General features: G+C 64.4%; 20 protein-coding genes and 4 tRNA genes. 7 read left to right on the top strand and 17 right to left on the bottom strand.

The features are described from left to right. The first annotated feature begins 142 nt into the window (after nt 1-142). On the top strand, nt 143-1,261 hold the full coding sequence (locus P5705_RS14445; RefSeq protein WP_277461511.1) for a nitrilase-related carbon-nitrogen hydrolase: 1,119 nt from the start codon (nt 143-145) through the stop codon (nt 1,259-1,261). A gap of 4 nt (nt 1,262-1,265) precedes the next feature. Next, nucleotides 1,266-2,306 carry an AraC family transcriptional regulator gene (locus tag P5705_RS14440; protein ID WP_277461510.1) on the top strand — a complete coding sequence of 347 codons (1,041 nt, stop codon included), beginning with the start codon at nt 1,266-1,268 and terminating at the stop codon, nt 2,304-2,306. Nucleotides 2,307-2,536: 230 nt separating this feature from the next. Here P5705_RS14440 and P5705_RS14435 read toward each other — a convergent pair whose 3' ends face one another. From P5705_RS14435 to uraH, 17 genes are all read right to left on the bottom strand, one after another. Then, nucleotides 2,537-3,346 carry a DUF2242 domain-containing protein gene (locus tag P5705_RS14435; RefSeq protein WP_277461508.1) on the bottom strand — a complete coding sequence of 270 codons (810 nt, stop codon included), beginning with the start codon at nt 3,344-3,346 and terminating at the stop codon, nt 2,537-2,539. 196 nt (nt 3,347-3,542) lie between these two features. Next, nucleotides 3,543-3,619 (bottom strand) — tRNA-Asp (locus P5705_RS14430). 136 nt (nt 3,620-3,755) lie between these two features. Next, nucleotides 3,756-3,832: transfer RNA gene (locus P5705_RS14425), tRNA-Asp, on the bottom strand. Nucleotides 3,833-3,915: 83 nt separating this feature from the next. Beyond that, nucleotides 3,916-3,992: transfer RNA gene (locus tag P5705_RS14420), tRNA-Asp, on the bottom strand. A gap of 81 nt (nt 3,993-4,073) precedes the next feature. Further along, nucleotides 4,074-4,149 (bottom strand) — tRNA-Val (locus P5705_RS14415). Between the two features lie 273 nt (nt 4,150-4,422). Further along, a complete protein-coding gene (locus tag P5705_RS14410; RefSeq protein ID WP_213660226.1) occupies nt 4,423-5,196 on the bottom strand; it encodes an SDR family oxidoreductase in 774 nt (257 codons plus the stop codon). Beyond that, complete coding sequence (locus P5705_RS14405; RefSeq protein WP_277461507.1) at nt 5,193-6,404, bottom strand: O-succinylhomoserine sulfhydrylase; 1,212 nt, start codon at nt 6,402-6,404, stop codon at nt 5,193-5,195. Before P5705_RS14405 ends, P5705_RS14410 begins: the two co-directional genes overlap by 4 nt. Before the next feature lie 15 nt (nt 6,405-6,419). Further along, nucleotides 6,420-7,925, bottom strand: a complete 1,506-nt coding sequence (purF, locus tag P5705_RS14400; RefSeq protein ID WP_277461506.1) for an amidophosphoribosyltransferase — start codon at nt 7,923-7,925, stop codon at nt 6,420-6,422. Nucleotides 7,926-7,967: 42 nt separating this feature from the next. Further along, on the bottom strand, nt 7,968-8,522 hold the full coding sequence (locus tag P5705_RS14395; RefSeq protein ID WP_011532954.1) for a CvpA family protein: 555 nt from the start codon (nt 8,520-8,522) through the stop codon (nt 7,968-7,970). A gap of 260 nt (nt 8,523-8,782) precedes the next feature. Next, nucleotides 8,783-9,622, bottom strand: a complete 840-nt coding sequence (locus P5705_RS14390) for an SPOR domain-containing protein (protein WP_277461505.1) — start codon at nt 9,620-9,622, stop codon at nt 8,783-8,785. Further along, nucleotides 9,606-10,913 (bottom strand): bifunctional tetrahydrofolate synthase/dihydrofolate synthase, encoded by a 1,308-nt coding sequence (gene folC, locus P5705_RS14385; RefSeq protein ID WP_277461503.1) that lies wholly within the window; start codon nt 10,911-10,913, stop codon nt 9,606-9,608. Before folC ends, P5705_RS14390 begins: the two co-directional genes overlap by 17 nt. Then, a complete protein-coding gene (accD, locus tag P5705_RS14380; RefSeq protein WP_277461501.1) occupies nt 10,913-11,806 on the bottom strand; it encodes an acetyl-CoA carboxylase, carboxyltransferase subunit beta in 894 nt (297 codons plus the stop codon). Before accD ends, folC begins: the two co-directional genes overlap by 1 nt. A 226-nt stretch (nt 11,807-12,032) precedes the next feature. Next, nucleotides 12,033-12,653, bottom strand: coding sequence for a phosphoribosylanthranilate isomerase (locus P5705_RS14375; protein WP_277461499.1), 621 nt, complete (start codon nt 12,651-12,653; stop codon nt 12,033-12,035). 60 nt (nt 12,654-12,713) lie between these two features. Then, nucleotides 12,714-13,568, bottom strand: coding sequence for a tRNA pseudouridine(38-40) synthase TruA (gene truA / locus P5705_RS14370; protein ID WP_277461497.1), 855 nt, complete (start codon nt 13,566-13,568; stop codon nt 12,714-12,716). A 144-nt stretch (nt 13,569-13,712) separates the two neighbouring features. Then, nucleotides 13,713-16,388: a FimV/HubP family polar landmark protein gene (locus P5705_RS14365; RefSeq protein WP_277461495.1), complete on the bottom strand. Its 2,676-nt coding sequence runs from the start codon at nt 16,386-16,388 to the stop codon at nt 13,713-13,715. Nucleotides 16,389-16,459: 71 nt separating this feature from the next. Further along, the gene (locus P5705_RS14360) at nt 16,460-17,464 is read right to left on the bottom strand and encodes an aspartate-semialdehyde dehydrogenase (protein ID WP_277461494.1); all 1,005 of its coding nucleotides are present in this window, start codon (nt 17,462-17,464) and stop codon (nt 16,460-16,462) included. A 549-nt stretch (nt 17,465-18,013) separates the two neighbouring features. Beyond that, entirely contained in the window at nt 18,014-18,367 is a 354-nt protein-coding gene (gene uraH, locus P5705_RS14355) for a hydroxyisourate hydrolase (RefSeq protein ID WP_277461493.1), read from the bottom strand. Between the two features lie 400 nt (nt 18,368-18,767). On the opposite strand from uraH, the gene puuE reads away from it, so the two are divergent. From puuE to P5705_RS14330, 5 genes are all read left to right on the top strand, one after another. Further along, nucleotides 18,768-19,694 (top strand): allantoinase PuuE, encoded by a 927-nt coding sequence (gene puuE / locus P5705_RS14350; protein WP_277461491.1) that lies wholly within the window; start codon nt 18,768-18,770, stop codon nt 19,692-19,694. Further along, nucleotides 19,694-20,209, top strand: coding sequence for a 2-oxo-4-hydroxy-4-carboxy-5-ureidoimidazoline decarboxylase (gene uraD, locus P5705_RS14345; RefSeq protein WP_277461489.1), 516 nt, complete (start codon nt 19,694-19,696; stop codon nt 20,207-20,209). The genes puuE and uraD overlap by 1 nt, the downstream gene beginning before the upstream one ends. 102 nt (nt 20,210-20,311) lie before the next feature. Then, on the top strand, nt 20,312-20,815 hold the full coding sequence (locus tag P5705_RS14340; RefSeq protein WP_277461488.1) for an ureidoglycolate lyase: 504 nt from the start codon (nt 20,312-20,314) through the stop codon (nt 20,813-20,815). Nucleotides 20,816-20,860: 45 nt separating this feature from the next. Next, the gene (locus P5705_RS14335; protein ID WP_277461485.1) at nt 20,861-22,180 is read left to right on the top strand and encodes a urate hydroxylase PuuD; all 1,320 of its coding nucleotides are present in this window, start codon (nt 20,861-20,863) and stop codon (nt 22,178-22,180) included. A 180-nt stretch (nt 22,181-22,360) separates the two neighbouring features. Beyond that, on the top strand, nt 22,361-23,716 hold the full coding sequence (locus P5705_RS14330; protein ID WP_277461483.1) for a nucleobase:cation symporter-2 family protein: 1,356 nt from the start codon (nt 22,361-22,363) through the stop codon (nt 23,714-23,716). Nucleotides 23,717-23,841: the final 125 nt, after the last annotated feature.

Here is a 23,841-nt window from a genome sequence, read left to right as displayed (position 1 = left end):
CGGCGGGGCCCGTCGTTTGTCTGAGGCCGACATTAAACAGGCGTTTGAACGCGCTCAATGATCGAAACTGACAACTTATTGATCCTGCTGCACAGCAGGCTTACCCTAGGGCACCTCATTCCTCATTGCGCAGAACCGCTCCATGGGAAAACTGCTTGCCAGCGCCCTGGCACTGGTCGTCATCGCCACGCTGTTCGGCTACGGCTTCTGGACCTCGCAGCGTCCGGAAGGCCACTACCTTTCCGACCTGCGCATCGAACTGGCGCTCGACCAGGGCGCGCCCGGGGACCAGGGCAACCTGCTGGGTGTCGAGCCCCTGTTGTACCCGAGCGACTACCAGAACCTCGAGCGCCTGCACCGCAAACTGTCCGCCTACCTGGACCAGGCCCGTGACAAGGGGCTGGTCAATGCACGGACCGTGGTGGTACTGCCTGAGCACATCGGCACCTGGCTCTGGGCACGAGGCGAAAAGAACGAGCTGTACCAGGTCACCCACCGCCGCGAAGCCTGGCAATGGCTCGAGCTGAGCAACCCGCTGCGCTACGGCCTGGCGCTGCTCTCAGCCAGCGGCAACGACCGCCGCGGCGATGCACACCTGCGCATGAAGGCGGCGCAGATGGCCAACGACTACCAACAACTGTTCGGCGGCCTGGCGCGGGAATTCGGCGTCACCCTGGTGGCCGGCTCGATCGTTCTCCCTGCCCCCTATGTCGAAAACGGCCGTTTGCGCACGGGGGACGGCCCATTGTTCAACACCAGCGTGGTCTTCGGCAGCGATGGCGGCGTGCTGGGGCAACCACAGCACCAGCAGTACCCTGATAGCGAAACCCGACGCTATATCCATGATGGTCGCCAGCATCCGCTGCACGTCGTGCAGACCCCCGCCGGCCGCCTGGGCGTGCTGGTGGGCAGCGACAGCTGGTACCCTGCCAACCACCAGCAACTGGCCGAACAGTCGGTGCAACTGATCGCCAACCCGGTTTTCCTCAGTGGCCAGCAACAGTGGCAAGCCCCCTGGCGTGGCAACCGCCACCAGCCTGCGGCGGCGCAGTTGCCGCTGCAGCGCGGCCAGGTCAGCGAACAGGCCGCGTGGCATCAACTGACCCAAGCCGCCAGCAATGGCATCACCAGCATGAGCGTGTTCCTGCGCGGCCAGTTCTGGGAGCTCAGTGCCGATGGTCAGGGCTTCGCCAACCAGGCCGGCATCCTCTGGGCGGGCAGCGCCAGCCAGGGTGCGCGCCTGCTGAACCTGTGGTTGTGACAACATGCCTCGTCCCCGCGTGCGCCTGGGTGAGCTGTCGGTAGGGTTCGTCCAACCGCTGGCTCAGGCACTGACGCAACTCGGCCATGATCCACAGCCCCTCCTGCTGCGCTATGGGCTCGATACCCAGCGCCTGGCCGAACCAGGCGCGCGATTGTCGATCCCGCGCTACATGCATCTGGGCCATGCCGCCATCACGATCAGCGGCGAACCGGCACTGGGCCTGCGCATGGGCCGCCTGAGCCAGCTGGCCCAGGCCGGGCTCGCGGGAGTGACCGCCGCCCAGGCCCCCACCCTCGGCGAAGCCGCCCGCACGCTGCTGCGCTTCGAGCCGCTGTATGCCGCCAACTACCGTGGCCAGTCGAGCTTTCATGAAGACAATCAGGGCGCCTGGCTGCGCTTCTATTCCATCAGCCCCTACAACACCTACAACCGCTTCGTGGTCGACTCGTTGCTGGCCGGCTGGCTGGCGCAATTAAGTGCCCTTGCACAGCGCCCGGTGCAGGCCGAGCGGCTGGAGATCGAATTCGAGTCGCCCACTTACGCCGCGCAATACCAAAGCTTGTGCAGTGGCACGGTAGTGTTCGGCGCCCCGGCCAATCAGTTGCGCCTGGGCCAGGCCACGCTTGCCCTGGCCAACCCGCACCATTGCCCGAGCACCTGGCAGCACCTGTTGCAACTGTGCGAAGCGGAACTGGCCCTGCGCACCCGGGTACGCAGCCTGGGCGAGCGCATCACCCACCTGCTGGGCCCTTTGCTCAACGGTGGACGCGAACCAGACCTGGAGGAAGTGGCGCGACACCTGCAACTGCCCACCTGGACCTTGCGGCGCAAGTTGGCCGAGGAAGGCACGCGCTTTCGCAACCTGCTCAATGACACACGCCAGGACCTGGCCGAGACCTACATCCGCGACACGGAGCTGGCCTTTGGCGAAATCGCCTATCTGTTGGGGTTTGCTTCGGCGGAGGCCTTCCAGCGCGCGTTCAAGCGCTGGACGGGCCTGACACCGGGAGAGTTTCGCCGCCTTCAGCGGCAGGTGGGCTAGAGCTCCGTGGCGTCGTCCACCGGCTCAGGAGTATCCAGTTCGTATGCCTGGAGTTCGAGAAGTTCTTCCTGGTAGTCGTCCATCAGCCTGCTTCCTCTTCACTCATCATTCGCGGGTCTGCCGTCAATCTAGGCCGGCCAAATGAAGGAATGGTTACATCCCCGTGACAAGTAAACGTAGCAGGCGCCCGGAACATTACCCACGCAAGCTGTATCAGTGCATGACCACTGTCACAACGGTGCTGGCGCCTGTTCGGCGCCCGGTGCTTGCTGCACCTGGATAGGAGCAGCCTCCACCGGTGGCGCGACCGGCTGGGAGCCTTGGCTGTCCGCCACGGGGGTCACCGGGGTTTCGCTGGCTGTCGCTGGCGCAGCCGGCTGGGCAGGTGCTGCCGGCTCAGGTGCCGCTGCGGGCGCCAGCGCAGTCGGCGCTGGCTCCGGCAAGCCCAGCTCGGCAGCTGGTTTTTCCACCTTGGCCGGCTCGACCGCGGCCTCGGCCTTCTTCGCAGCCTTGGGTTTGGGCAAGTAGCTTTCCACCAACGCAAAGTAGCGGTCGTAGAACTGCGACGCGGTCACCGTTTCGCTGGCGACCTTGACCATCGAGTCATCGGTGGAGCCGATCGGCATCGACACCGAGCCCAGCACACCCACACCCAGGCTGGCGGAGGTGTTGGATTTCTTCAGGGTATAGCGGTCCTGCAGGGCGTTGGCGAACATGGTCGAACGCTGCTTGTCGCCCATGTCGGGCACGCAGGTGATGTTGAAGCTGATCTGCATGTGGTTTTCGGCGTTCTGCTGGAAGCTCTTGTTGCCGGCTACCTGGTTGGCATCACTGCTGGTGATGATGTAGCCCTGGCTGAGCAGCGCGCGCCTGGCAGCTTCGCAGGTACTTGCCTCACTGACCGGGAAGCTGCGCGAAAAGGTGCCGGAGTCATCGAAGTTCTCATGCTCGTAGACAGCGGCTTTTTTCGAGGAGCAGCCGGAAACGCCCGCCAGCACAAGGGCCAGCCCGAGCGCGCCATAGACGGTTGATCTAGACATTGCCAATTCCGGGAAGAAACGAATGGGGCGTATTGTGCATCACATCGCTCACCTGCTGAAACCATTGATCGGTGAAGAGTGTGTCAGTTGGGTGTATTTGATGACCCGCAGCCTCTCATGAGGCAGAAACGAAAAAAGCGACCCTAAGGTCGCTTTCTCGTTGCCTCGAGGTGTTCAAAGGACCTCGAGGCGAAGATGGCGCAGCGGACGGGACTCGAACCCGCGACCCCCGGCGTGACAGGCCGGTATTCTAACCGACTGAACTACCGCTGCGTATCATTCGGGCTTGCACCCGATTGAAACTGGGATCCAGGCTTTCAAGCGCTCATGGCGCGAAAACCAGGAACGAAAAAAGAGCATTGCCTCTTTCCGTTTTGCTTCGAGCTGTTCTAGGGACTCGACGCGAAGATGGCGCAGCGGACGGGACTCGAACCCGCGACCCCCGGCGTGACAGGCCGGTATTCTAACCGACTGAACTACCGCTGCGTATCGTTCAGGCTTGCGCCTGATTGAAACTGGGATCTGGCCTTGCGGCCTCAGACCGGTGCGAACACCCATCTGGAGAAAAATGGCGCGGCGGACGGGACTCGAACCCGCGACCCCCGGCGTGACAGGCCGGTATTCTAACCGACTGAACTACCGCCGCGCATAGCTGGACTTGCGTCCTGTTTCTCTCTGCCAGCGTACTTTTTGCAAAGCACTCTGGACTAGAAACGTTCTCAGGAAGTGGTGGGTGATGACGGGATCGAACCGCCGACCCTCTGCTTGTAAGGCAGATGCTCTCCCGGCTGAGCTAATCACCCCCGCGATGTTGCTTGTTGCGTTTGCTTCGCTGAGGCCGCGAAATTTACGCAGGTACCGATGCTAAGTCAATACCCCCATTGAAGTTTTTTTCAAAAAAGGTAAAAAAACGGTTTACCGATACAGACGCCCCCATGACCCTGTTCGCCGGCAAGCCGGCTCCTACGAATCTTACGGCGCATATGCGTAGGAGCCGGCTTGCCGGCGAACAGGGCTACACAGTGAAAACAAGAAAGGGACCTCACGGTCCCTTTCATTGGTATCAAACACACCGGCTAGGTGTAGATCATCTTGCGGGTCATGCCACCATCGACCACGAACTCCTGGCCAGTGACGAACCCCGCCTGACGCGACAGCAACCACGCCACCAACGCCGCGACATCCTCCACCGTCCCTACCCTGCCTGCCGGATGCTGGGCGTGGTCGGCTTCGCTCAACGGTTCCGCCCGTCGCTGCGATGGGTCACGAGCATCGATCCAGCCCGGGCTGACGGCATTGACGCGAATCTCCGGCCCCAGGCTCATGGCCAGGGCATGGGTCAAGGCCATCAGGCCACCCTTGCTGGCCGCATAAGCCTCGGTGTCCGGCTCGGATTGCCGGGCCCGGGTGGAGGTCAGGTTGACGATGGCGCCGCCGTGGGCACGCAGGTAAGGCGCACAGTGCTTGGCCAGCAGCATCGGACCATTGAGGTTGACCGCCAGCACACGGTTCCACTGGGCCAGCGACAGGCTTTCCAGCGTCTGGTTATGCGGGTTGGCGATGGCCGCGTTGCTGACCAGCGCGTCGAGCCGGCCAAATTGCCCCAGCACTTCGGAAACCCCGGCACTGACCTGGGCTTCGTCGGCCACATCCATGCAGATGAACCAGGCGTTGTCGCCCAGCGCCTTGGCAACCTTGGCGCCACGCTGGCGGTCCAGGTCGCTGAGCACCACCTGCCAGCCTTCACAGATCAGCCAGGCGGCGATGCCCAGGCCAATGCCGCGCGCGGCACCAGTCACCAGGGCCACCCGACCATTATGGTCGGGTTCGCCAGCCTTCCAGTCGATCACAGCGCCGCCAGGCCGCGTGCCAGGTCCGCTTGCAGGTCGGCCAGGTCTTCCAGGCCGACAGCGACACGGATCAGGCTGTCACGGATCCCCGCCGCTTCACGCTCCTGCGGCGTCAGGCGACCGTGGGAAGTTGTCGCGGGGTGGGCGATGGTGGTCTTGCTGTCACCCAGGTTGGTGGTGATCGAGATGACCCGAGTGGCGTCGATCACGCGCCAGGCGCCCTCCTTGCCCCCCTTGACCTCGAAGCTGACCACCGCACCGAAGCCACTCATCTGGCGCTTGGCCAGCTCGTGCTGCGGATGGCTTGGCAAGCCCGCGTAATGAACCTTCTCCACACCGTCCTGGCGCTCCAGCCACTCAGCCAGCGCCTGGGCACTCTCGCAATGCGCACGCATGCGCAGCTTGAGGGTTTCCAGGCCCTTGGTGAAGATCCAGGCATTGAACGGGCTCAGGGTCGGGCCAGCGGTGCGCAGGAAACCCACCACTTCCTTCATCTGCTCGCTGCGCCCTGCCACCACACCGCCCATGCAACGGCCCTGGCCGTCGATGAACTTGGTCGCCGAGTGGAACACGATATCGGCGCCGAGCTTGAGCGGCTGTTGCAGCGCCGGGGTGCTGAAGCAGTTATCCACCACCAGCATGGCGCCACGGGCATGGGCAATTTCAGCCAGTGCCGGGATATCCACCAGCTCGGCCAGCGGGTTGGACGGCGACTCGACGACCAGCAGCTTGGTGTTGGTCTTGATGGCCTGCTCCCAGCCGTTCAGGTCGGCCAGCGGCACATAGTCCACCTGCACACCGAAACGCTTGAAGTACTTCTCGAACAGGCTGATGGTCGAGCCGAATACACTTTGCGACACCAGCACATGGTCACCGGCACTGCACAGCGACATCACCACGGCGAGCAGCGCCGACATGCCAGTGGAGGTGGCCACGGCCTGCTCGGCCCCCTCCATCGCAGCCAGGCGCTCCTCGAAGGCGCGCACGGTTGGGTTGGTGTAGCGCGAATAGACGTTGCCCGGCGTCTCGCCGGCAAAGCGCGCAGCGGCATCGGCAGCCGTGCGGAAGACATAGCTGGAGGTCAGGAACAGCGCTTCGCTGTGCTCGCCCTCCGGCGTGCGGTTCTGACCGGCGCGCACCGCCAGGGTGTCGAAACCGACACCCTCGAGGTCACTGTCCAGTCGACCGGCATCCCATTGTTCGGTCATGCCGTCGCTCCCAAATCAGTTGTTGTAGAGGTCGATGATCGCGCTGACGGCCTGGGTCTTCACCTTGGCCAGGTCGTTACGGGCCTGCTCGATGCGATCGAGGTAGGCTTCGTCGATGTCGCCGGTGACGTACTCACCGTTGAACACCGCGCAATCGAAGTGCTCGATCTTGATCTTGCCGCCACCGACCGATTCGATCAGGTCCGGCAGGTCCTGATAGATCAGCCAGTCGGCGCCGATCAACTCGGCCACCTGTTCGGTGGTACGGTTGTGGGCGATCAGTTCGTGAGCGCTCGGCATGTCGATGCCGTAGACGTTGGGGTAGCGCACCGCGGGTGCCGCGGAGCAGAAGTAGACGTTCTTGGCGCCGGCTTCACGGGCCATCTGGATGATCTGCTTGCAGGTGGTGCCGCGCACGATCGAGTCGTCCACCAGCATCACGTTCTTGCCGCGGAATTCCAGCTCGATGGCGTTGAGCTTCTGGCGTACCGATTTCTTGCGCGCGGCCTGGCCGGGCATGATGAAGGTGCGGCCGATGTAGCGGTTCTTGACGAAGCCTTCGCGGAACTTGACGCCCAGGTGGTTGGCCAGCTCCAGTGCGGCGGTGCGGCTGGTGTCGGGGATCGGGATGACCACGTCGATGTCATGCTCCGGGCGTTCGCGCTGGATCTTCTCGGCCAGCTTTTCGCCCATGCGCAGGCGCGCCTTGTACACCGAAACGCCGTCGATGATCGAGTCCGGGCGAGCCAGGTACACATGCTCGAAGATGCACGGCTGAAGCTTCGGGTTCTCGGCGCACTGTTTGGTGAACATCTGGCCTTCTTCGGTGATGTACACCGCTTCGCCCGGCGCCAGGTCACGGATCAGGGTGAAGCCGAGCACGTCCAGGGCGACGCTTTCGGAGGCGATCATGTACTCGACGCCTTCGTCGGTGTGACGCTGGCCGAAGACCACCGGGCGGATGCCGTTGGGGTCGCGGAAGCCGACGATGCCATAGCCGGTGATCATCGCGACCACGGCATAACCACCCACACAACGGCTGTGCACGTGGGAGACCGCGGCGAACACGTCGTCTTCGGTCGGTTGCAGCTTGCCGCGCACGGCCAGCTCGTGGGCGAACACGTTCAGCAGCACTTCGGAGTCGGAGTTGGTGTTGACGTGGCGCAGGTCGGACTCGTAGATCTCCTTGGCCAACTGCTCGACGTTGGTCAGGTTGCCGTTATGCGCCAGGGTGATGCCATAGGGCGAGTTGACGTAGAACGGCTGGGCCTCGGCCGAGGTGGAGCTACCGGCGGTCGGGTAACGCACGTGGCCGATGCCGATGCTGCCGACCAGGCGCTGCATGTGGCGCTGCTGGAAGACGTCGCGCACCAGGCCGTTATCCTTGCGCAGGAACAACCGGCCGTCATGGCTGGTCACGATACCGGCAGCGTCCTGGCCGCGGTGCTGGAGGACCGTAAGCGCGTCATACAGCGCCTGATTGACGTTCGACTTACCGACGATACCGACGATGCCACACATGCGACGCAACCCCTACTTTGATGAAACTTGAGTGAAGAGCGCTCAGGGCTTGCTCGGCCCGAGCAGCTGCTCCTTGAACGGAAGGTCAACGGGTGCGCTGACCCCACTGGACATCCACTGGCCGCCAAACCCGAGTATGAGGTTCTTCGACCAGTCGGCTACCAATAGAAATTGTGGTATCAGGCGTGATTCCTGCCACCACGGATCCTGTTGCACCGGCCCCAGGCTGAGCAGCCCGACGGCCACCACCACCAGCAAGCCCCCGCGCGCGGCGCCAAAGGCCATGCCGAGGAAGCGATCGGTGCCGGACAAACCGGTCACGCGAATCAGCTCGCCGATGAGGAAGTTGAGCATCGCCCCGACCAGCAGCGTGGCGACGAAAAGAATGGCACAGCCGGCAATGACCCGCGCGGAGGGGGTCTGGATGTAGCTTTCCAGATACTGCGAGAGCGAGCCGCCGAACATCCAGGCCACCGCGCCGGCGACAATCCAGATGAGCAGGGACAAGGCCTCCTTGACGAAGCCGCGCTTGAGACTGATCAGTGAGGAAATGGCGACGATCGCGATGATCGCCCAATCAACCCAGGTAAATGCCACGGTGCTGCCTGCCGACGTTTGAGGCGGCGCATTTTACCAGAGCGAAGGGCTTGGGGGTAAGCGGAATGTCAGGAGTTTGAAGGGCTGCGGGCTGACTCCGGGGACAGCTTTGCAGGCTTGAAAATGCAGCATTCTCTGTAGGAGCGGCTTTAGCCGCGAAGCAGACAGCGCGGTGCCAGGCACCCGCTGCGCGGGTGATCGCGGCTAAAGCCGCTCCTACAGAGGTCGCATCAGATCAATGGGTTACCCCGCGACAGCGGCTAACCTCGCTCTGGCTGGAAGCGCACCACGATGCCCTTGAGGTTTTGCTGGCGATTGATCACATCGCGCAGGCGCTCGGCCTCGGCACGCTCGATCAACGGCCCGACGAATACCCGGTTCATGCCATCCGCCGAACGGATGTAGGCGTTGTAGCCCTGGCTGCGAAGGGTCTTCTGCAGGTTTTCAGCCCCTGCCCGATTCGACAGGCTGGCCAGCTGGATCGACCAGCTTACCGGCAGGCCGTTGGCATCGATCTTCGATGGCGCGGCAGGCTTGGCTACCGGTGCGGCAGGCGCCACTGTAGGTGCCGGCGCCGGACGGGACTCGACCTTCGGCGCCGCGGGGGTCGGCACAGGTGTCTGCGGCTTGGGCTGAACTGGCTGCACGGCGGGCGCGGGCGCAATCGGCTGGCTTGGCGCAGTCACCGGCGCCGTGGACTCATTGACCACCACAGGCGGTTGCTCGCCTGGGTCCGGCAACGGTTGCGGCTCCGGCACCGCCACAGGCTCGACCTGCACTGCACCTGGGGCAGAACTGGCCTGCACGGCGGGCGCGGGCGCAATCGGCTGGCTTGGCGCAGTCCCCGGCGCCGTGGACTCATTGACCACCACAGGCGGTTGCTCGCCTGGGTCCGGCAACGGTTGCGGCTCCGGCACCGCCACAGGCTCGACCTGCACCTGGGGCAGGCTTGGCATGGCCGGCGCCTCCGGCGCCTCGACACGCACCTGGCGCATCTCGTCCTCACGGGTGAACAACATCGGCAGGAAGATCACCGCCAGCGCCACCAGCACCAGCGCACCCACCATGCGCTGCTTCATCCCTTTATCCAGCACTGCCATCTACTCCATCCTCGAGGGCCTGCCGCTCGAGCCAGGCCAGGGCCTCGCCGACGCAGAAAAACGAACCGAACAGCAGGATCTGATCATCCGCCGTCGCCTGGGCGCACTGCCCCTCCAGGGCAGCATCGACGCTGGCGTAAGACTTCACTGGCGCACCGAGGTTCGTCAAGGCGCCGGCCAGTTCCGCAGCCGGACGGCTGCGGGGAGTGGCCAGCGGAGCGACCGCCCATTCATCGACCAGCCCACGCAACGGCGCAAGCACGCCGTCCAGGTCCTTGTCGGCAAGCAAGCCAAACACCGCCAGGCGCCGACCTTTGAGCGGCCGCGTCGCCAGGCGGCGCGCCAGGTACTCGGCAGCATGCGGGTTATGGCCGACATCCAGCAACAGCTCTACACGCTTGCCGGCGAAGTGCAACGCTCGCCTGTCGAGACGCCCGGTAATGTGGGTATCCAGCAACGCCTGGCGCACCCGCGCCTCATCCCAGTGCGCATCCATGAAGAGGAAGGCCTGCAAGGCGAGCGCCGCGTTTTCCATGGGCAGGTCGAGCAGCGGCAGATCGCGCAGCTCGACGACGGAGCCGTCCAGCCTGCTGCCTCGCCACTGCCAGTGGCTGTCGCTGCTGGCCAGGTCGAAATCACGCCCCCTCAGGAAGAACGGGCAGGCCAGCTCACGCACCTTGTCGAGCAAGGGTTGCGGCGGGTCGAGATCACCGCATAAGGCAGGCTTGCCCTGACGGAAAATGCCGGCCTTTTCGAAGGCGACCGACTCACGGGTATCACCCAGGTAGTCGGCATGATCGACACCGATGCTGGTGACCAGCGAAACGTCGGCATCCACCAGGTTGACCGCATCCAGCCGGCCACCCAGGCCGACTTCGAGCACCACGGCATCCAGCTCGGACTGCTTGAACAGCCAGAACGCCGCGAGGGTGCCCATCTCGAAATAGGTCAGGGAAATATCGCCACGCGCCGCCTCGACAGCGGTGAAGGCTTCGCACAACTGCTCATCGCCGGCCTCGACACCGTCGATGAGCACGCGCTCGTTGTAGCGCAGCAGATGTGGCGAGCTGTACACCCCCACCTTGAGCCCCTGGGCGCGCAGCAGCGTAGCCACGAAGGCGCAGGTGGAACCCTTGCCATTGGTGCCGGTGACCGTCGCCACGCGAGGCGCCAGCCTGCCCAGGCCCAAGCGCGCCAACACCTGCTGCGAGCGCTCCAGCCCCATGTCGATGGCCGAAGGGTGCAACTGTTCGAGGTAGGCGAGCCAGTCGCCCAGGGAGCGCTGGTTCATCACGCGACCGCAGCGACTTCTTTGGCTGCTTCCGGCGTGGGCTGGCCGGTCATCTGCGCCAACAGGCGAGCCAGGCGCGGACGCAGCTCATCGCGGGAGATGATCAGGTCGATGGCGCCGTGCTCCAGCAGGAACTCGCTGCGCTGGAAGCCTTCCGGCAGTTTCTCGCGCACGGTCTGCTCGATCACGCGCGGGCCGGCGAAGCCGATCAGCGCCTTGGGCTCACCGACGATCACGTCGCCGAGCATCGCCAGGCTGGCGGAAACACCGCCGTAGACCGGGTCGGTCAGCACCGAGATGAACGGAATGCCTTCTTCGCGCAGGCGCGCCAGCACGGCCGAGGTCTTGGCCATCTGCATCAGCGAGATCAGTGCTTCCTGCATGCGCGCACCGCCAGAGGCGGAGAAGCAGATCATCGGGCAACGGTTTTCCAGGGCGTAGTTGGCGGCGCGCACGAAGCGCTCACCGACGATGGCGCCCATCGAGCCGCCCATGAAGGAGAACTCGAAGGCGCTGACCACGACCGGCAGGCCCATCAGGTTGCCGCTCATGGAGATCAGCGCGTCTTTCTCGCCGGTCTGCTTCTGGGCGGCGGTCAGGCGGTCCTTGTACTTCTTGCCGTCACGGAACTTCAGGCGGTCGACTGGCTCCAGGTCGGCGCCCAGTTCAGAGCGACCGTCCTTGTCGAGGAAGATGTCGATACGCGCACGTGCGCCGATGCGCATGTGGTGGTTGCACTTGGGGCAGACGTCGAGGGTCTTTTCCAGCTCCGGGCGGTACAGCACGGCTTCGCAGGACGGGCACTTGTGCCACAGGCCTTCGGGCACCGAGCTCTTCTTCACCTCGGAACGCATGATCGAAGGGATCAGTTTGTCTACCAACCAGTTGCTCATGCTTTCTCTCTCCAGTATCGGCGGGCGGCGGGCCTGGACTTGCCGGCCCCACCCCTGCCCTTGAGCTCAAATTCTGCTGTGAAACGACGATAGGCCGGCCTTGGGTTCGCCACGCACCGCCCCATCTCCAATTTTTACGCCGATGCCTGGGCCGGCCTCATGGCCTGGCAGCATCGGGCTGCGAAAGCTATGGACGATGGCGCGCGGCCAGCCGTCACATCCGCCCTCACGCCTGCCGCACAGCACGCATGAAGGCGTCGATCTTCGCGGCGTCCTTAATGCCCTTTTGCTGCTCGACACCGCCACTGACATCCACCGCATACGGGCGCACCTGGCGGATGGCCTCGGCGACATTGTCGGCCGACAGGCCACCTGCAAGGATGATCGGTTTGCTCAGGTGCCGCGGAATCAAAGACCAGTCGAAGGACTCTCCGGTTCCTCCCGGCACACCCGGCACATAGGCGTCCAGCAGGATGCCGCTGGCAGCGGCGTAGTGCTTGCAGGCGGCCTGCAGATCGTCACCGGGTCGCACGCGCAGGGCCTTGATCCAGGGGCGGTGATACCCCTCGCAGTCGGCCGGGGTTTCATCGCCGTGGAACTGTAGCAGGTCCAGCGGAACCACTTCGAGGATCTCGTTGAGCTCGCAACGGCTGGCATTGACGAACAAGCCCACGGTGGTCACGAACGGTGGCAGCTGCGAGATGATTGCCCGGGCCTGGCGCACATCCACCGCGCGCGGGCTCTTGGCATAGAAGACGAAGCCGATGGCATCGGCACCGGCCTCGACAGCCGCCAGGGCGTCCTCTAAGCGGGTAATCCCGCAGATCTTGCTGCGCACGTTGCTCATGGAGGGCGAACCTTGAGTGATCGGTGAAAGGCCCGATGTTACCAAAAGACCTTTGGCCCGTCAGTCTGCCAGGGCCTCGTAGCCGGTAAGAAAGTGTGGGCCGATGTAACGCTGCGGCAACGCGTACTCTTGTGGGTATTCCACCTGGACCAGGTACAGGCCGTACGGGTGGGCCGTCACCCCGCCTTCGCGACGGTTTCGCCCCTCCAGCACCTCGCGAGCCCACTCCACCGGCCGCTCGCCGGCACCGATGGTCATCAGCACGCCGGCGATGTTGCGCACCATGTGATGCAGGAAGGCGGTGGCGCGCACATCCAGCACGATCATCCGGCCATGGCGAGTGACGCGCAGGTGGTGGATATGCTTGATCGGCGACTTGGCCTGGCACTGGCTGGCGCGGAAGGCGCTGAAATCGTGGGTGCCGAGCAAATACTGCGCGGCCTCGGCCATGCGTGCCACATCCAGTGGCCGGTGGTTCCAGGTCACTTCTTCAGCCAGATGCGCCGGGCGGATCGGATCGTTGTAGATCACATAGCGGTAGCGCCGCGCCGTGGCCTTGAAGCGGGCATGGAAATGCGCCGGCATGGGCGCGGACCAGACCACGCTGATGTCGTGGGGGAGATTGAAGTTGGTGCCCAGGGTCCAGGCGCGCTCGTCGCGCACCGCGCGGGTGTCGAAATGCACGATTTGCCCGCAACCGTGCACGCCAGCGTCGGTACGCCCTGCGCACACCACCGTGATCGGTTCGTTGGCCACCGTCGACAGCGCCTGCTCCAGGGCCTGCTGGACACTGGGCACGCCGCTGGCCTGGCGCTGCCAGCCGCGATAGCGCGAGCCCTTGTATTCCACGCCCAGGGCGATGCGAGTGTAGCCTTCGGCCGCCGATTCGGCGGCGGCGTTGTCGATGATGTCCAAGCGCTTGAAACCTGTGGAGTAAGACAAAGTGGCGGGATTATAAAGGCAACGGCAGCCCGGGTGGGCTGCCGTTACGGGTGGAACGCGACACCTGACCGACCCCTTTCGCCGGCAAGCCGGCGCCTACGGGCGACGAGGCAACCGTCAGACCAGGCGCGAGAGCATCTCGTTGGCTTCCTGGCGCTGGCTGTCATCGCCATCCTTGACCACCTCGTCGAGGATGTCGCGGGCGCCCTGGTGGTCACCCATGTCGATGTAGGCGCGGGCCAGGTCGAGCTTGGTGGCCACTTCGTCGGCACCAGAGAAGAAGTCGAAGTCCAGGTCATCCAGCGGCTCGGGCTCCTGGGCGGCGTCCTCGGCAGTGAACTGCGGCTCCAGCGACGGCGACTCGAGGTTCTGCGACAGCTTGTCGAGCTCGGCGTTGACGTCATCCAGCTCCGAAGCGAAATTCTTCGCCGCCGGCGAGTCGTCGTCCAGGGACAGCGACAGGTCGAAGTCGTCCGGCAGTTCCAGCTCGGAGATCGGGTCGAATTCCGGAATCGCATCGAAGGCCGCGAGTTCGGCCGCCACGTCCACCGGTGCTTCCTCGGTGCTGGCCGGGGCAGCAGGCTCGCCGACGTCGAGGTCGAATTCGGCGAGGTCGTCGACGCTCTGCGGCTCCGGCTGAGCCTGCGCCTGTGCCAGCAACACCTCGAAGTCATCGTCGGCATCGGTCTCGGCGACCGGCGCCGCCTCAGGCTCGAGCATGGCCTCCAGCGGGGCGGTGTCGTCAAGCACCGGCAGGTCGAGCGGCTCGTCGACCGGCAGGTCGTCGCCCAGGCTCAGGTCGAAGGCGCTATCAAGATCATCCTGTTCGGGCGCCTGGGACAGTTCGGATTCCAACTCGGGCTCGAGCGACGCAGCGGGCTCAGGCTCCGAAGCCGGCTCAACCAGCGGCTCTGGCTCGACCTCCGCCACGGGCGCTGCCGGTTCCTGATCCTGCAGCAGTTCCTGGACATATTGCTCGTCCAGCTCCGCGGCCAGGGCTGCCGCGCCAGCGGCGCCTGCGGCCACGGCCGCAACCCCGAGCATGCCGGGGTAACGCTCCTTGAGCGAGGCGACCTCGGCCTGGCTGGCGTCGCCGGGCGCCAGCTTGCGCTCCTGATCGGCGAACGCGGTCTGGTCACCCTGGCGGGCATAGACTTCCATCAATTTCAGGCGCAGGTCGCTGCGCTGCGGCTCGGACGCCACGGCAGCCTCGAGCAGATCGGCGGCATGGTTGAGGCGGCCACGGGCGATGCTTTCATCGACCTCGGCGAACAACGCGGCACGCGGATCCTGGACCGGCTCGGCGGCGACCACCGGCAGCGGTTTCTCCGCAGCGGTGGCGGCAGCGGCCGAGGCGGCCACGACGGCAGGCGACAGGGTGACGCTGGGCGCCGAAACGTCCAGCCCTTCGAAACTGCTTGGCGGCAGGTCCAGGTCCGGGCCACGCTCGCCCTCCTCGGACAGCGCCCGGGCCATGCGCAGGTGCTTCTCGGCTTCCTGCTGGGCCTTGCGCTTGCGCGCCAGGAGCAGCAGCAACAGCAGCAGGGCCAGGAACGCGGAACCGGCAACCAGCCCCAGCAACAGCGGGTTGCCCAGCAACTGCTCGAGCATGCCTGGCTCTTCTGCGACAGGGGCCTCGGTGGCGGGCTCTGGCGCCGGCGCGGTATCGACCGCGGCAGGTGCCGGGGCGACTACAGGCTCGGCAGGGGTCAACTGGGCGTTCACCGCCGGCTGGGCCGGGGCCGGGGCTGGCTCGCCGGGCAAGGCGGCGGGTGCTTCAGGCTGCGCCGCGCCCTGCGCCTCGAGGCGTGCCAACTGGTCGTTCTTCAGCTGGATCAGACGCTGCAGCTTGTCCAGCTGGCTCTGCAGGTCGACCATCCGGCTCTTCAGCTCGTCGTTATCGCGACGGCTGGTGTCGAGGCTTTCCTGGGCAACGGCCAGCTTGTCGTTGATCGCCTTGGCGTCACCAGCGGCACCCTTGCCGCCCGGGGAGACCAGACGCAGGTTATCGCCCTGGGCGATACGCGCGGGCGCCGCGCCAGCCTCGCCACGACGGGTGGCATCCAGCTGGCGGGCACGCGGCCCCAGGCGCCGCCCTTCGCGCCAGGCGGCGTACTGCTCGGCGACTTCGCGGTTGGCCTCGGGCCGGGGAATGTTCTGGATCTGCTGCTGGTCGGGCAGGCGCAGGACCTGACCGATCTTGAGCTGGTTGATGTTGTTGCCAATGAAAGCGTCGGGGTTCAACGCCTGGATCGCCAGCATGGTCTGCTGGACCGAACCGCCATGGGTGTTGCGCGCGGCGATCTGCCAGAGCGTGTCGCGGCGCTTGGTGGTGTAGCTACCCGCGCTCACGGCCGGGTTGATGTTGGCCTGGGTTGGCTGGCTACCCTGGGCCTGCGCCTGGTCGAGCAGCACGCTGTAGTCGCGCAGCAAGCGCCCCTGCGGCCACATGACCTGGACCAGGAACTTGACCACAGGCTCCGGCAGCGGCTTGCTCGAGGTGACTCGCAGTACACTCTTGCCGTTGGGAGTCAGTACCGGCGTGAAGGTGAGGTCTTCGAGGTAGGCCGGCAGCGGCACCCCGGCCTTGGCGAAATCTTCCGGCGAGGCCAGGCTGGGCGCCATTTCCGCGGCGGTAAGGTCGCGCACATCGAGCAGTTCGATCTCGGCATCCAGCGGCTGGTTCTGCGCCGACTTGAGGGTCAGCTCCCCCAACCCCAGGGCATTCGCCACGCCGGACGACAGCGCCGAGGCTGCCGCGATGGCCAGAACCAGTTTGCGAATTCGAAGCATGAACTCTTCCCTTGTATGAACGGTCCCGAAAACCCAGTCGCGGTGTAGGACAAAATTGCTCGCAGTATCTTTTACGCCATGTGTTTAATCAACAATTGCGCCACCTGCACGGCGTTCAGCGCCGCGCCCTTGCGCACATTGTCGGTGGTCAGCCAGAGGTTGAGCTGCTCATCCTCATCGATGCCACGGCGTACACGACCAACATAGACCACGTCCTGGCCCACTGCGTCACCCACCGGGGTCGGATAATCGCCTGGCTCGACCAGTTCGAGGCCGTCGGCCGTCTCCAGCGCCGCATTAACTGCGTCCAGGTCGACCGGACGACGGCTCTGCACCGCCACACTGAAGCTATCGCCGAAAAACACCGGGACTTGAATGCAGGTCACGGAAATCTTCAGTTGCGGCATGTCCAGCAGTTGGCGCAGCTCCGTGACCAGGCGTCGCTCGACAGCCGTGTGGCCCTGATCGTCCGGCGCCCCCACCTGCGGCAACACGTTGAATGCGACCTGGCGGTCGAAGAAACGTGGCTCCAATGGTCGTGCGTTAAGCAGTTCGGCAGTCTGGCGCGCCAGTTCGCTGACCGCCTCCCGGCCCTGCGCCGACACGGCCAGGCAAGCGTTGACCTGCACCCGCTCGATATCCAGCAGCGCCTTCAGCGGTGCCAACGCCACAGCCAGGGCCACGGCACCCGAGCTGGGGCTGGTGATCAGCGCAGGCAGCGCCAGGTCCGCCACCCGCTCGCCATTCGCTTCGGGAACCACGGCCTGCGCACCGTCCAGGGCACCCGACAGATCGATGACAGCGCAACCGGCAGCTTGCGCCTTTGGCGCGAAGCTGCGGCTAACGGCCGGGCTGGCGGCGAAGAACACCAGTTTCACCTGGGTGAAATCGAAACTGTCCACTTCGCGCACCCGCAGTTTCTTGCCGGCGAACATGACGTTGCTGCCGGCCGATTCCATGCTGGCCAGCAGGTGCAGGGTGGCCACCGGGAATGCCAGTTCCTCAAGGATCTGCACGAGGGTTTCACCGACGGCGCCAGTGGCGCCGACAACGGCGATGTCTAGGGGGGTGGTCATGGCTTCGGATCCTTCTGCAGGTACGGCGGGGGCGGCACTTTACTTGGATTGTAGGGCGCTGGGTACCCGGGAGCGGTTTCTGGTGAAGCGCGGCGCTTTCAAAGTGTTCGTCGGGAGAGTAGCAGCGCTCTTGAGATCGAGCGCCGCCCGCGCGGCGCTTCGCCGGCAAAGCCGGCTCCTACCGTTTATTTCGGGCCATTTTTGTCTGGGAGAGTACCGGGGACCGCCTTGTGGGTACGACGCGGTTCATCGGCTGGCACTGCAGCCGCCCCGCATGACTGGAGACAGGCACCAAGGCGGGCACTGCCTCTGGCACAGGCATGACTGGCCCGAAACAAACGGTAGGAGCCGGCTTTGCCGGCGAAGCGCCGCGCGGGCGGCGCTCGATCTCGAGAACACTGCAAGGCTAACGACAAGCGCCTGCATGCCAATACGCGATCCTCCGTCGAAGACCTTGAAGGCGATGGCAAAAAGGGAAAAGTACAGGCAAAAAAAAGCCCGCCAGTGTGAGAGCGGGCAAGGACCTACGAAGATTCATCTAGCGACCAACTAGCTTCCACGATAGGTCGAGTAACTGTACGGCGAGATCAACAGCGGCACGTGGTAGTGCTCCTGGTTCTGGTCAATGCCAAAACGCAGCACGACGACATCGAGGAACGCGGTATCCGGCAGCTTCACTCCGCGCGCCCGGTAGTAGTCGCCAGCACTGAACTGCAGCTGGTACACGCCGGTACGATAATCGTCACCCTGCAGCAGCGGCGCGTCGACGCGGCCATCGCTGTTGGTCAGGGCGGAGTTCACCAGCTCCAGTTGCTGGCCTTCGACACGGTACAGCTCGACCTTGATCGAACTGCCCGGGCAGCCGTGAGCGGCATCCAGTACGTGTGTGGTCAAACGTCCCATTTGCTAGTCGCCTCTTGTCGTATGCGTGGGCAAAAAATACACGGCACTTACCGGGCAGCAAGGCCAACGGTGTGCGGGAATGGCGCCATTAAGACAGTTTAGCGATAAATTGTACACAATTTTTTGAGCCATCCTGCCTGACCGCCCACCTTCCTGCACCCACCCTCTTATATAAAGCCCACCATTCGCAAACTCAGGCCAGGTACAGACGCCACTGTCATTAACTGACCAATCGGGCAAGTTTCTTGCAAGCCATTCCAAGGCGACAAATGGGAAGAAATGCGGAAAAACAGGCTTACAAAAGAATTGAGAAGTTGTATACAATCAGCCCATCCGGTGGTGCGACATCCCGACGCGGCCCGCCCACCACCCGCATTAACGTACAAGAAGGAAGACTGCAGTGAGCGCTGACTACCCTCGCGACCTGATCGGTTACGGCAACAACCCACCTCATCCGCAATGGCCGGGGAATGCCCGCATTGCGTTGTCCTTCGTGCTCAACTACGAAGAAGGTGGCGAGCGCAACATCCTGCACGGCGACAAGGAATCCGAAGCCTTCCTTTCCGAAATGGTCGCCGCCCAGCCGCTCCAGGGCCAGCGCAACATGAGCATGGAGTCGCTCTACGAATATGGCAGCCGCGCCGGCGTCTGGCGCCTGCTCAAGCTGTTCAAGGACAGCGGCGTGCCGCTGACCATCTTCGCCGTGGCCATGGCCGCCCAGCGCCACCCCGACGTGATCCGTGCCATGGCCCAGGCCGGCCACGAGATCTGCAGCCACGGCTACCGCTGGATCGACTACCAGAACATGGACGAGGCGCAGGAGCGCGAGCACATGCTCGAAGCCATCCGGGTCCTCACCGAGATCACCGGCGAACGCCCGCTGGGCTGGTACACCGGCCGTACCGGCCCGAACACTCGACGCCTGGTGATGGAGGAAGGCGGCTTCCTCTACGACAGCGACACCTACGACGACGACCTGCCCTACTGGGAACCGAACAACCCGACCGGCAAGCCGCACCTGGTGATCCCCTACACCCTGGACACCAACGACATGCGCTTCACCCAGGTACAGGGCTTCAACTGCGGCGAGCAGTTCTACCAATACCTCAAAGACGCCTTCGACGTGCTCTACGCCGAAGGTGCCGACGCCCCGAAAATGCTGTCGATCGGCCTGCACTGCCGCCTGGTCGGCCGCCCGGCGCGCCTGGCCGCGCTCAAGCGCTTCGTCGATTACGCCAAGAGCCACGAGCAGGTCTGGTTCGCCCGTCGCGTGGATATCGCCCGCCACTGGCACGCCACCCATCCGTACAAGAAAGAGAACGCCTGATGACCGCCTTCAACACCCTCAAGCCCTCCACCCTGGACCGCGCCGCCTTCGTCGAGGCCTTCGCCGACATCTACGAGCACTCGCCGTGGGTCGCCGAAAAAGCCCATGACCTGGGGCAACTGGCCGAGCTGGACGAGATCGAGGCGCTGCACCAGCGCATGAGCGACATCCTGCTCAGCGCCAGCCAGGCGGACCAGCTGGCACTGATCAACGCGCACCCGGACCTCGCCGGCAAGGCCGCCATCCAGGGCGAGCTGACCGAGTCGAGCACCAATGAGCAAGCCGGTGCCGGCATCCACCAGTGCACCGCCGAAGAGTTCGCCCGTTTCACCGAACTGAACGATGCCTACAAGGCCAAGTTCCAGTTCCCGTTCATCATGGCGGTCAAGGGCAGCAACCGGCACCAGATCCTCGCCGCCTTCGAAAAGCGCATCCACAACGACAAGGATGCCGAATTCAAGGAAGCCCTGGCGCAGATCAACCTGATTGCCCTGTTCCGCCTGCTGCAGCTTTGAGGGTTGTCGCCCGGCCTGGCCCGAGTGCCTGACACCCAGGGCCTGCCGAGGCAAGACGGCCCACCCTATTTCAAGAACAACGAACATAGAAGAGATAACCGCATGCGCACCCTGATGATCGAGCCCCTGACCAAAGAAGCCTTCGCCCCGTTCGGTGACGTGATCGAAACCGATGGCAGCGACCACTTCATGATCAACAACGGCTCGACCATGCGCTTCCACAAGCTCGCCACGGTCGAGACCGCCGAGCCTGAAGACAAGGCGATCATCAGCATCTTCCGCGCCGACGCACTGGAGATGCCATTGACCGTGCGCATGCTGGAACGCCATGCGCTGGGCAGCCAGGCTTTCATCCCGCTGCTCGGCAACCCCTTTCTGATCGTGGTCGCGCCCGTTGGCGATGCACCTGTATCAGGCTTGGTCCGAGCCTTCCGCAGTAATGGCAGGCAGGGCATCAATTACCATCGCGGCGTCTGGCACCACCCGGTGCTGACGATCGAAAAGCGGGATGATTTCCTGGTGGTTGATCGCAGTGGTTCCGGCAACAACTGCGATGAGCATTACTTCCCCGAGGAACAGATGTTGATCCTCAATCCCCACCAATAAGAAAGGGTCGGTCATCGATGGGGTGACCGGCGAGAGGTAAATACTGTGGAAGCACACCTTCACGAATGGCTGAACCTGAGCATTCGCTGGGTTCACATGATCACCGGCGTCGCCTGGATCGGTGCATCGTTCTACTTCGTCTGGCTGGAGAACCACCTGAACCGAAGCAACCCGCGCGATGGGTTGTCGGGTGACCTTTGGGCCATCCACGGTGGCGGCATCTACCACCTGGAAAAATACAAGCTGGCGCCCCCGAAAATGCCCGAGAACCTGCACTGGTTCAAATGGGAAGCCTACTTCACCTGGATGTCCGGCATCGCCCTGCTGTGCGTGGTGTTCTACTGGAATCCGGCCCTGTACCTGCTGGCACCCGGCAGCACCCTGAGCGGTGCCGAAGGCGTGGCCATCGGTATCGGTTCGCTGATCGCCGGCTGGTTCGTCTACGACTTCCTCTGCGACTCGCCCCTGGGCAAGAAACCAGCCCTGCTGGGTGGCGTGCTGTTCGTGCTGATCATCGCCGCGTGCTGGGGTTTCAGCCTGGTGTTCAGCGGCCGCGGCGCGTACCTGCACACCGGCGCGATCATCGGCACCATCATGGTGGGTAACGTGTTCCGCATCATCATGCCGGCCCAGCGCCAGCTGGTGGCGGCCATCGAGAACAACCAGACCCCGGACCCGGTACTGCCGGCCAAGGGCCTGCTGCGTTCGCGCCACAACAACTACTTCACCCTGCCAGTGCTGTTCATCATGATCAGCAACCACTTCCCGAGCACCTACGGCAGCCAGTACAACTGGCTGATCCTGGCCGGGATCGCGGTGGCCGCGGTGCTGATCCGCCACTACTTCAACACCCGCCACGACAGCAACAAGTACGCCTGGACCCTGCCTGTCGGCGCCCTGGCGATGATCTGCCTGGCCTACGTGACCGGCCCGAAGCCGCTACCGACCGCCCCTGAACAAGCCGCCGCGAAGGTCGAGTACCAACCGCTGCCGGCTACCGCCGTGGGTGGCAAGACCGCTGCCGAACTGCGCGCCGAGGAAGCCGCCAAGCCTGCCGAGGCACCTGCCGCGCAACCCGCCCAGGCCACGGCCCAAGCGGCCACCGGCAGCTTCGACAAGATCCACGACGTCATTCAGGAACGCTGCACCGTGTGCCACTCGGCCAAACCGACCAGCCCACTGTTCAGCGCCGCCCCGGCCGGCGTGATGTTCGACACCCCGCAGCAGATCCAGGCCCAGGCCGCGCGCATCCAGGCGCAGGCTGTCGCCAGCCAGATCATGCCGCTGGGCAACATCACCCAGATGACCGTTGAAGAACGCAAGCTGGTCGGCGACTGGATCGCCGCTGGCGCGCGGGTCAACTGATCGCGACACCCTGTTTCAAACTGTAGGAGCGGCCTTGTGCCGCGATGAGGCCGGCAACCCCGGCCTCTGTTTCAAGCTCCAAGCAACAAGCAAGCATCGAGCGTTCGATATCACCCGGGGACCTGCCGCGTGGTATCGGGCGCTTGGATCCGAGAATAAAAACAAAACTCGAGGTGCTGCATGTCCGAGTCACGCAAGGCGCACATCCCCGTTGCGCCGCCGCGACAGCCCCTGCCCTTGTTCCAGCTGATCCTGGTGGGTTTGCAACACGTTCTGCTGATGTACGGTGGCGCCATCGCGGTCCCCCTGATCATCGGCCAGGCGGCGGGCCTGTCCCGCGAAGAAGTCGCCTTCCTGATCAACGCCGACCTGCTGGTCGCCGGCGTTGCCACCATCATCCAATCCTTCGGCATCGGCCCCGTGGGCATCCGCATGCCGGTCATGATGGGCGCCAGCTTCGCGGCGGTCGGCAGCATGGTGGCCATGGCCGGCATGCCAGGTGTCGGTCTGCAGGGGATCTTCGGCGCGACCATCGCAGCCGGCTTCTTCGGCATGCTGATCGCGCCGTTCATGTCCAAGGTCGTGCGTTTCTTCCCGCCGCTGGTGACCGGCACGGTCATCACCTCCATTGGCTTGTCGCTGTTCCCGGTGGCGGTCAACTGGGCCGGTGGCGGCCATGAAGCGCAGGCCTTCGGCGCGCCGATCTACCTGATGGTGGCCGGCCTGGTGCTGGCGGTGATCCTGCTGATCAACCGTTTCATGCGCGGTTTCTGGGTCAATGTGTCGGTACTGGTGGGCATGGGCCTGGGCTATGTGCTCGCCGGTTCCATCGGCATGGTCGACCTGTCGGGCCTGAGCGAGGCGCCGTGGTTGCAGGTGGTCACCCCGCTGCACTTTGGCATGCCGACCTTCAGCCTGGCGCCGATCCTGTCGATGTGCCTGGTGGTGGTGATCATCTTTGTCGAGTCCACCGGCATGTTCCTCGCACTGGGCAAGGTGACCGACCGTGAAGTAACACCTGGGATGCTGCGTCGCGGCCTGCTGTGCGACGCCGGCGCGTCGTTCATCGCCGGCTTCTTCAACACCTTCACCCACTCCTCGTTCGCCCAGAACATTGGCCTGGTGCAGATGACCGGGGTTCGCTGCCGCTACGTCACGGTGATGGCCGGCGCGCTGCTGATCCTGCTCAGCCTGCTGCCCAAGGCGGCCTTCCTGATCGCCTCGATCCCGCCTGCGGTACTGGGCGGCGCGTCCATCGCCATGTTCGGCATGGTCACCGCCACCGGGATCAAGATCCTCCAGGAGGCGGACATCTCCGACCGTCGCAACCAGCTGCTGGTCGCCGTCAGCGTCGGCTTCGGCCTGATCCCCGTGGTCCGTCCGGAATTCTTCGCGCAGATGCCGCAGTGGATGGAACCCATCACCCACAGTGGCATCGCCATGGCCACCCTCAGCGCCCTGGTGCTGAACCTGCTGTTCAACATCCTCGGTGGCGCCGAGCGCGCCGCGCACAACGAGGCCTGTCACCCGCATTGAGTGACCGGGGCGGCACTCACGTGCCGCCCCACTTCCGACACGCTGCAACCGTTTTACCGTCGGCCCGCCGGAATGGGCCGCCCGGGGCGCCTGCGCGCCGAAAAAGCCCCAAACAAAAACAATAA

It is taken from the genome of Pseudomonas entomophila, assembly GCF_029478665.1.
GTDB classification, from domain to species: Bacteria; Pseudomonadota; Gammaproteobacteria; order Pseudomonadales; family Pseudomonadaceae; genus Aquipseudomonas; species Aquipseudomonas entomophila_F.
The sequence above is the reverse complement of the archived record's forward strand: the minus strand, read 5'-3'. Positions and strand labels throughout refer to the sequence as shown.

Coding starts and splice junctions, on each gene's coding strand:
- P5705_RS14445 (WP_277461511.1), top strand. CDS start 143: ATGGGAAAACTGCTTGCCAGCGCCCTGGCACTGGTCGTCATCGCCACG.
- folC (WP_277461503.1), bottom strand. CDS start 10,913: ATGAACCAGCGCTCCCTGGGCGACTGGCTCGCCTACCTCGAACAGTTG.
- P5705_RS14340 (WP_277461488.1), top strand. CDS start 20,312: ATGCGCACCCTGATGATCGAGCCCCTGACCAAAGAAGCCTTCGCCCCG.
- uraD (WP_277461489.1), top strand. CDS start 19,694: ATGACCGCCTTCAACACCCTCAAGCCCTCCACCCTGGACCGCGCCGCC.
- P5705_RS14365 (WP_277461495.1), bottom strand. CDS start 16,388: ATGCTTCGAATTCGCAAACTGGTTCTGGCCATCGCGGCAGCCTCGGCG.
- P5705_RS14440 (WP_277461510.1), top strand. CDS start 1,266: ATGCCTCGTCCCCGCGTGCGCCTGGGTGAGCTGTCGGTAGGGTTCGTC.
- uraH (WP_277461493.1), bottom strand. CDS start 18,367: ATGGGACGTTTGACCACACACGTACTGGATGCCGCTCACGGCTGCCCG.
- P5705_RS14390 (WP_277461505.1), bottom strand. CDS start 9,622: ATGGCAGTGCTGGATAAAGGGATGAAGCAGCGCATGGTGGGTGCGCTG.
- P5705_RS14435 (WP_277461508.1), bottom strand. CDS start 3,346: ATGTCTAGATCAACCGTCTATGGCGCGCTCGGGCTGGCCCTTGTGCTG.
- accD (WP_277461501.1), bottom strand. CDS start 11,806: ATGAGCAACTGGTTGGTAGACAAACTGATCCCTTCGATCATGCGTTCC.
- P5705_RS14405 (WP_277461507.1), bottom strand. CDS start 6,404: ATGACCGAACAATGGGATGCCGGTCGACTGGACAGTGACCTCGAGGGT.
- P5705_RS14330 (WP_277461483.1), top strand. CDS start 22,361: ATGTCCGAGTCACGCAAGGCGCACATCCCCGTTGCGCCGCCGCGACAG.
- P5705_RS14360 (WP_277461494.1), bottom strand. CDS start 17,464: ATGACCACCCCCCTAGACATCGCCGTTGTCGGCGCCACTGGCGCCGTC.
- P5705_RS14375 (WP_277461499.1), bottom strand. CDS start 12,653: ATGAGCAACGTGCGCAGCAAGATCTGCGGGATTACCCGCTTAGAGGAC.
- purF (WP_277461506.1), bottom strand. CDS start 7,925: ATGTGTGGCATCGTCGGTATCGTCGGTAAGTCGAACGTCAATCAGGCG.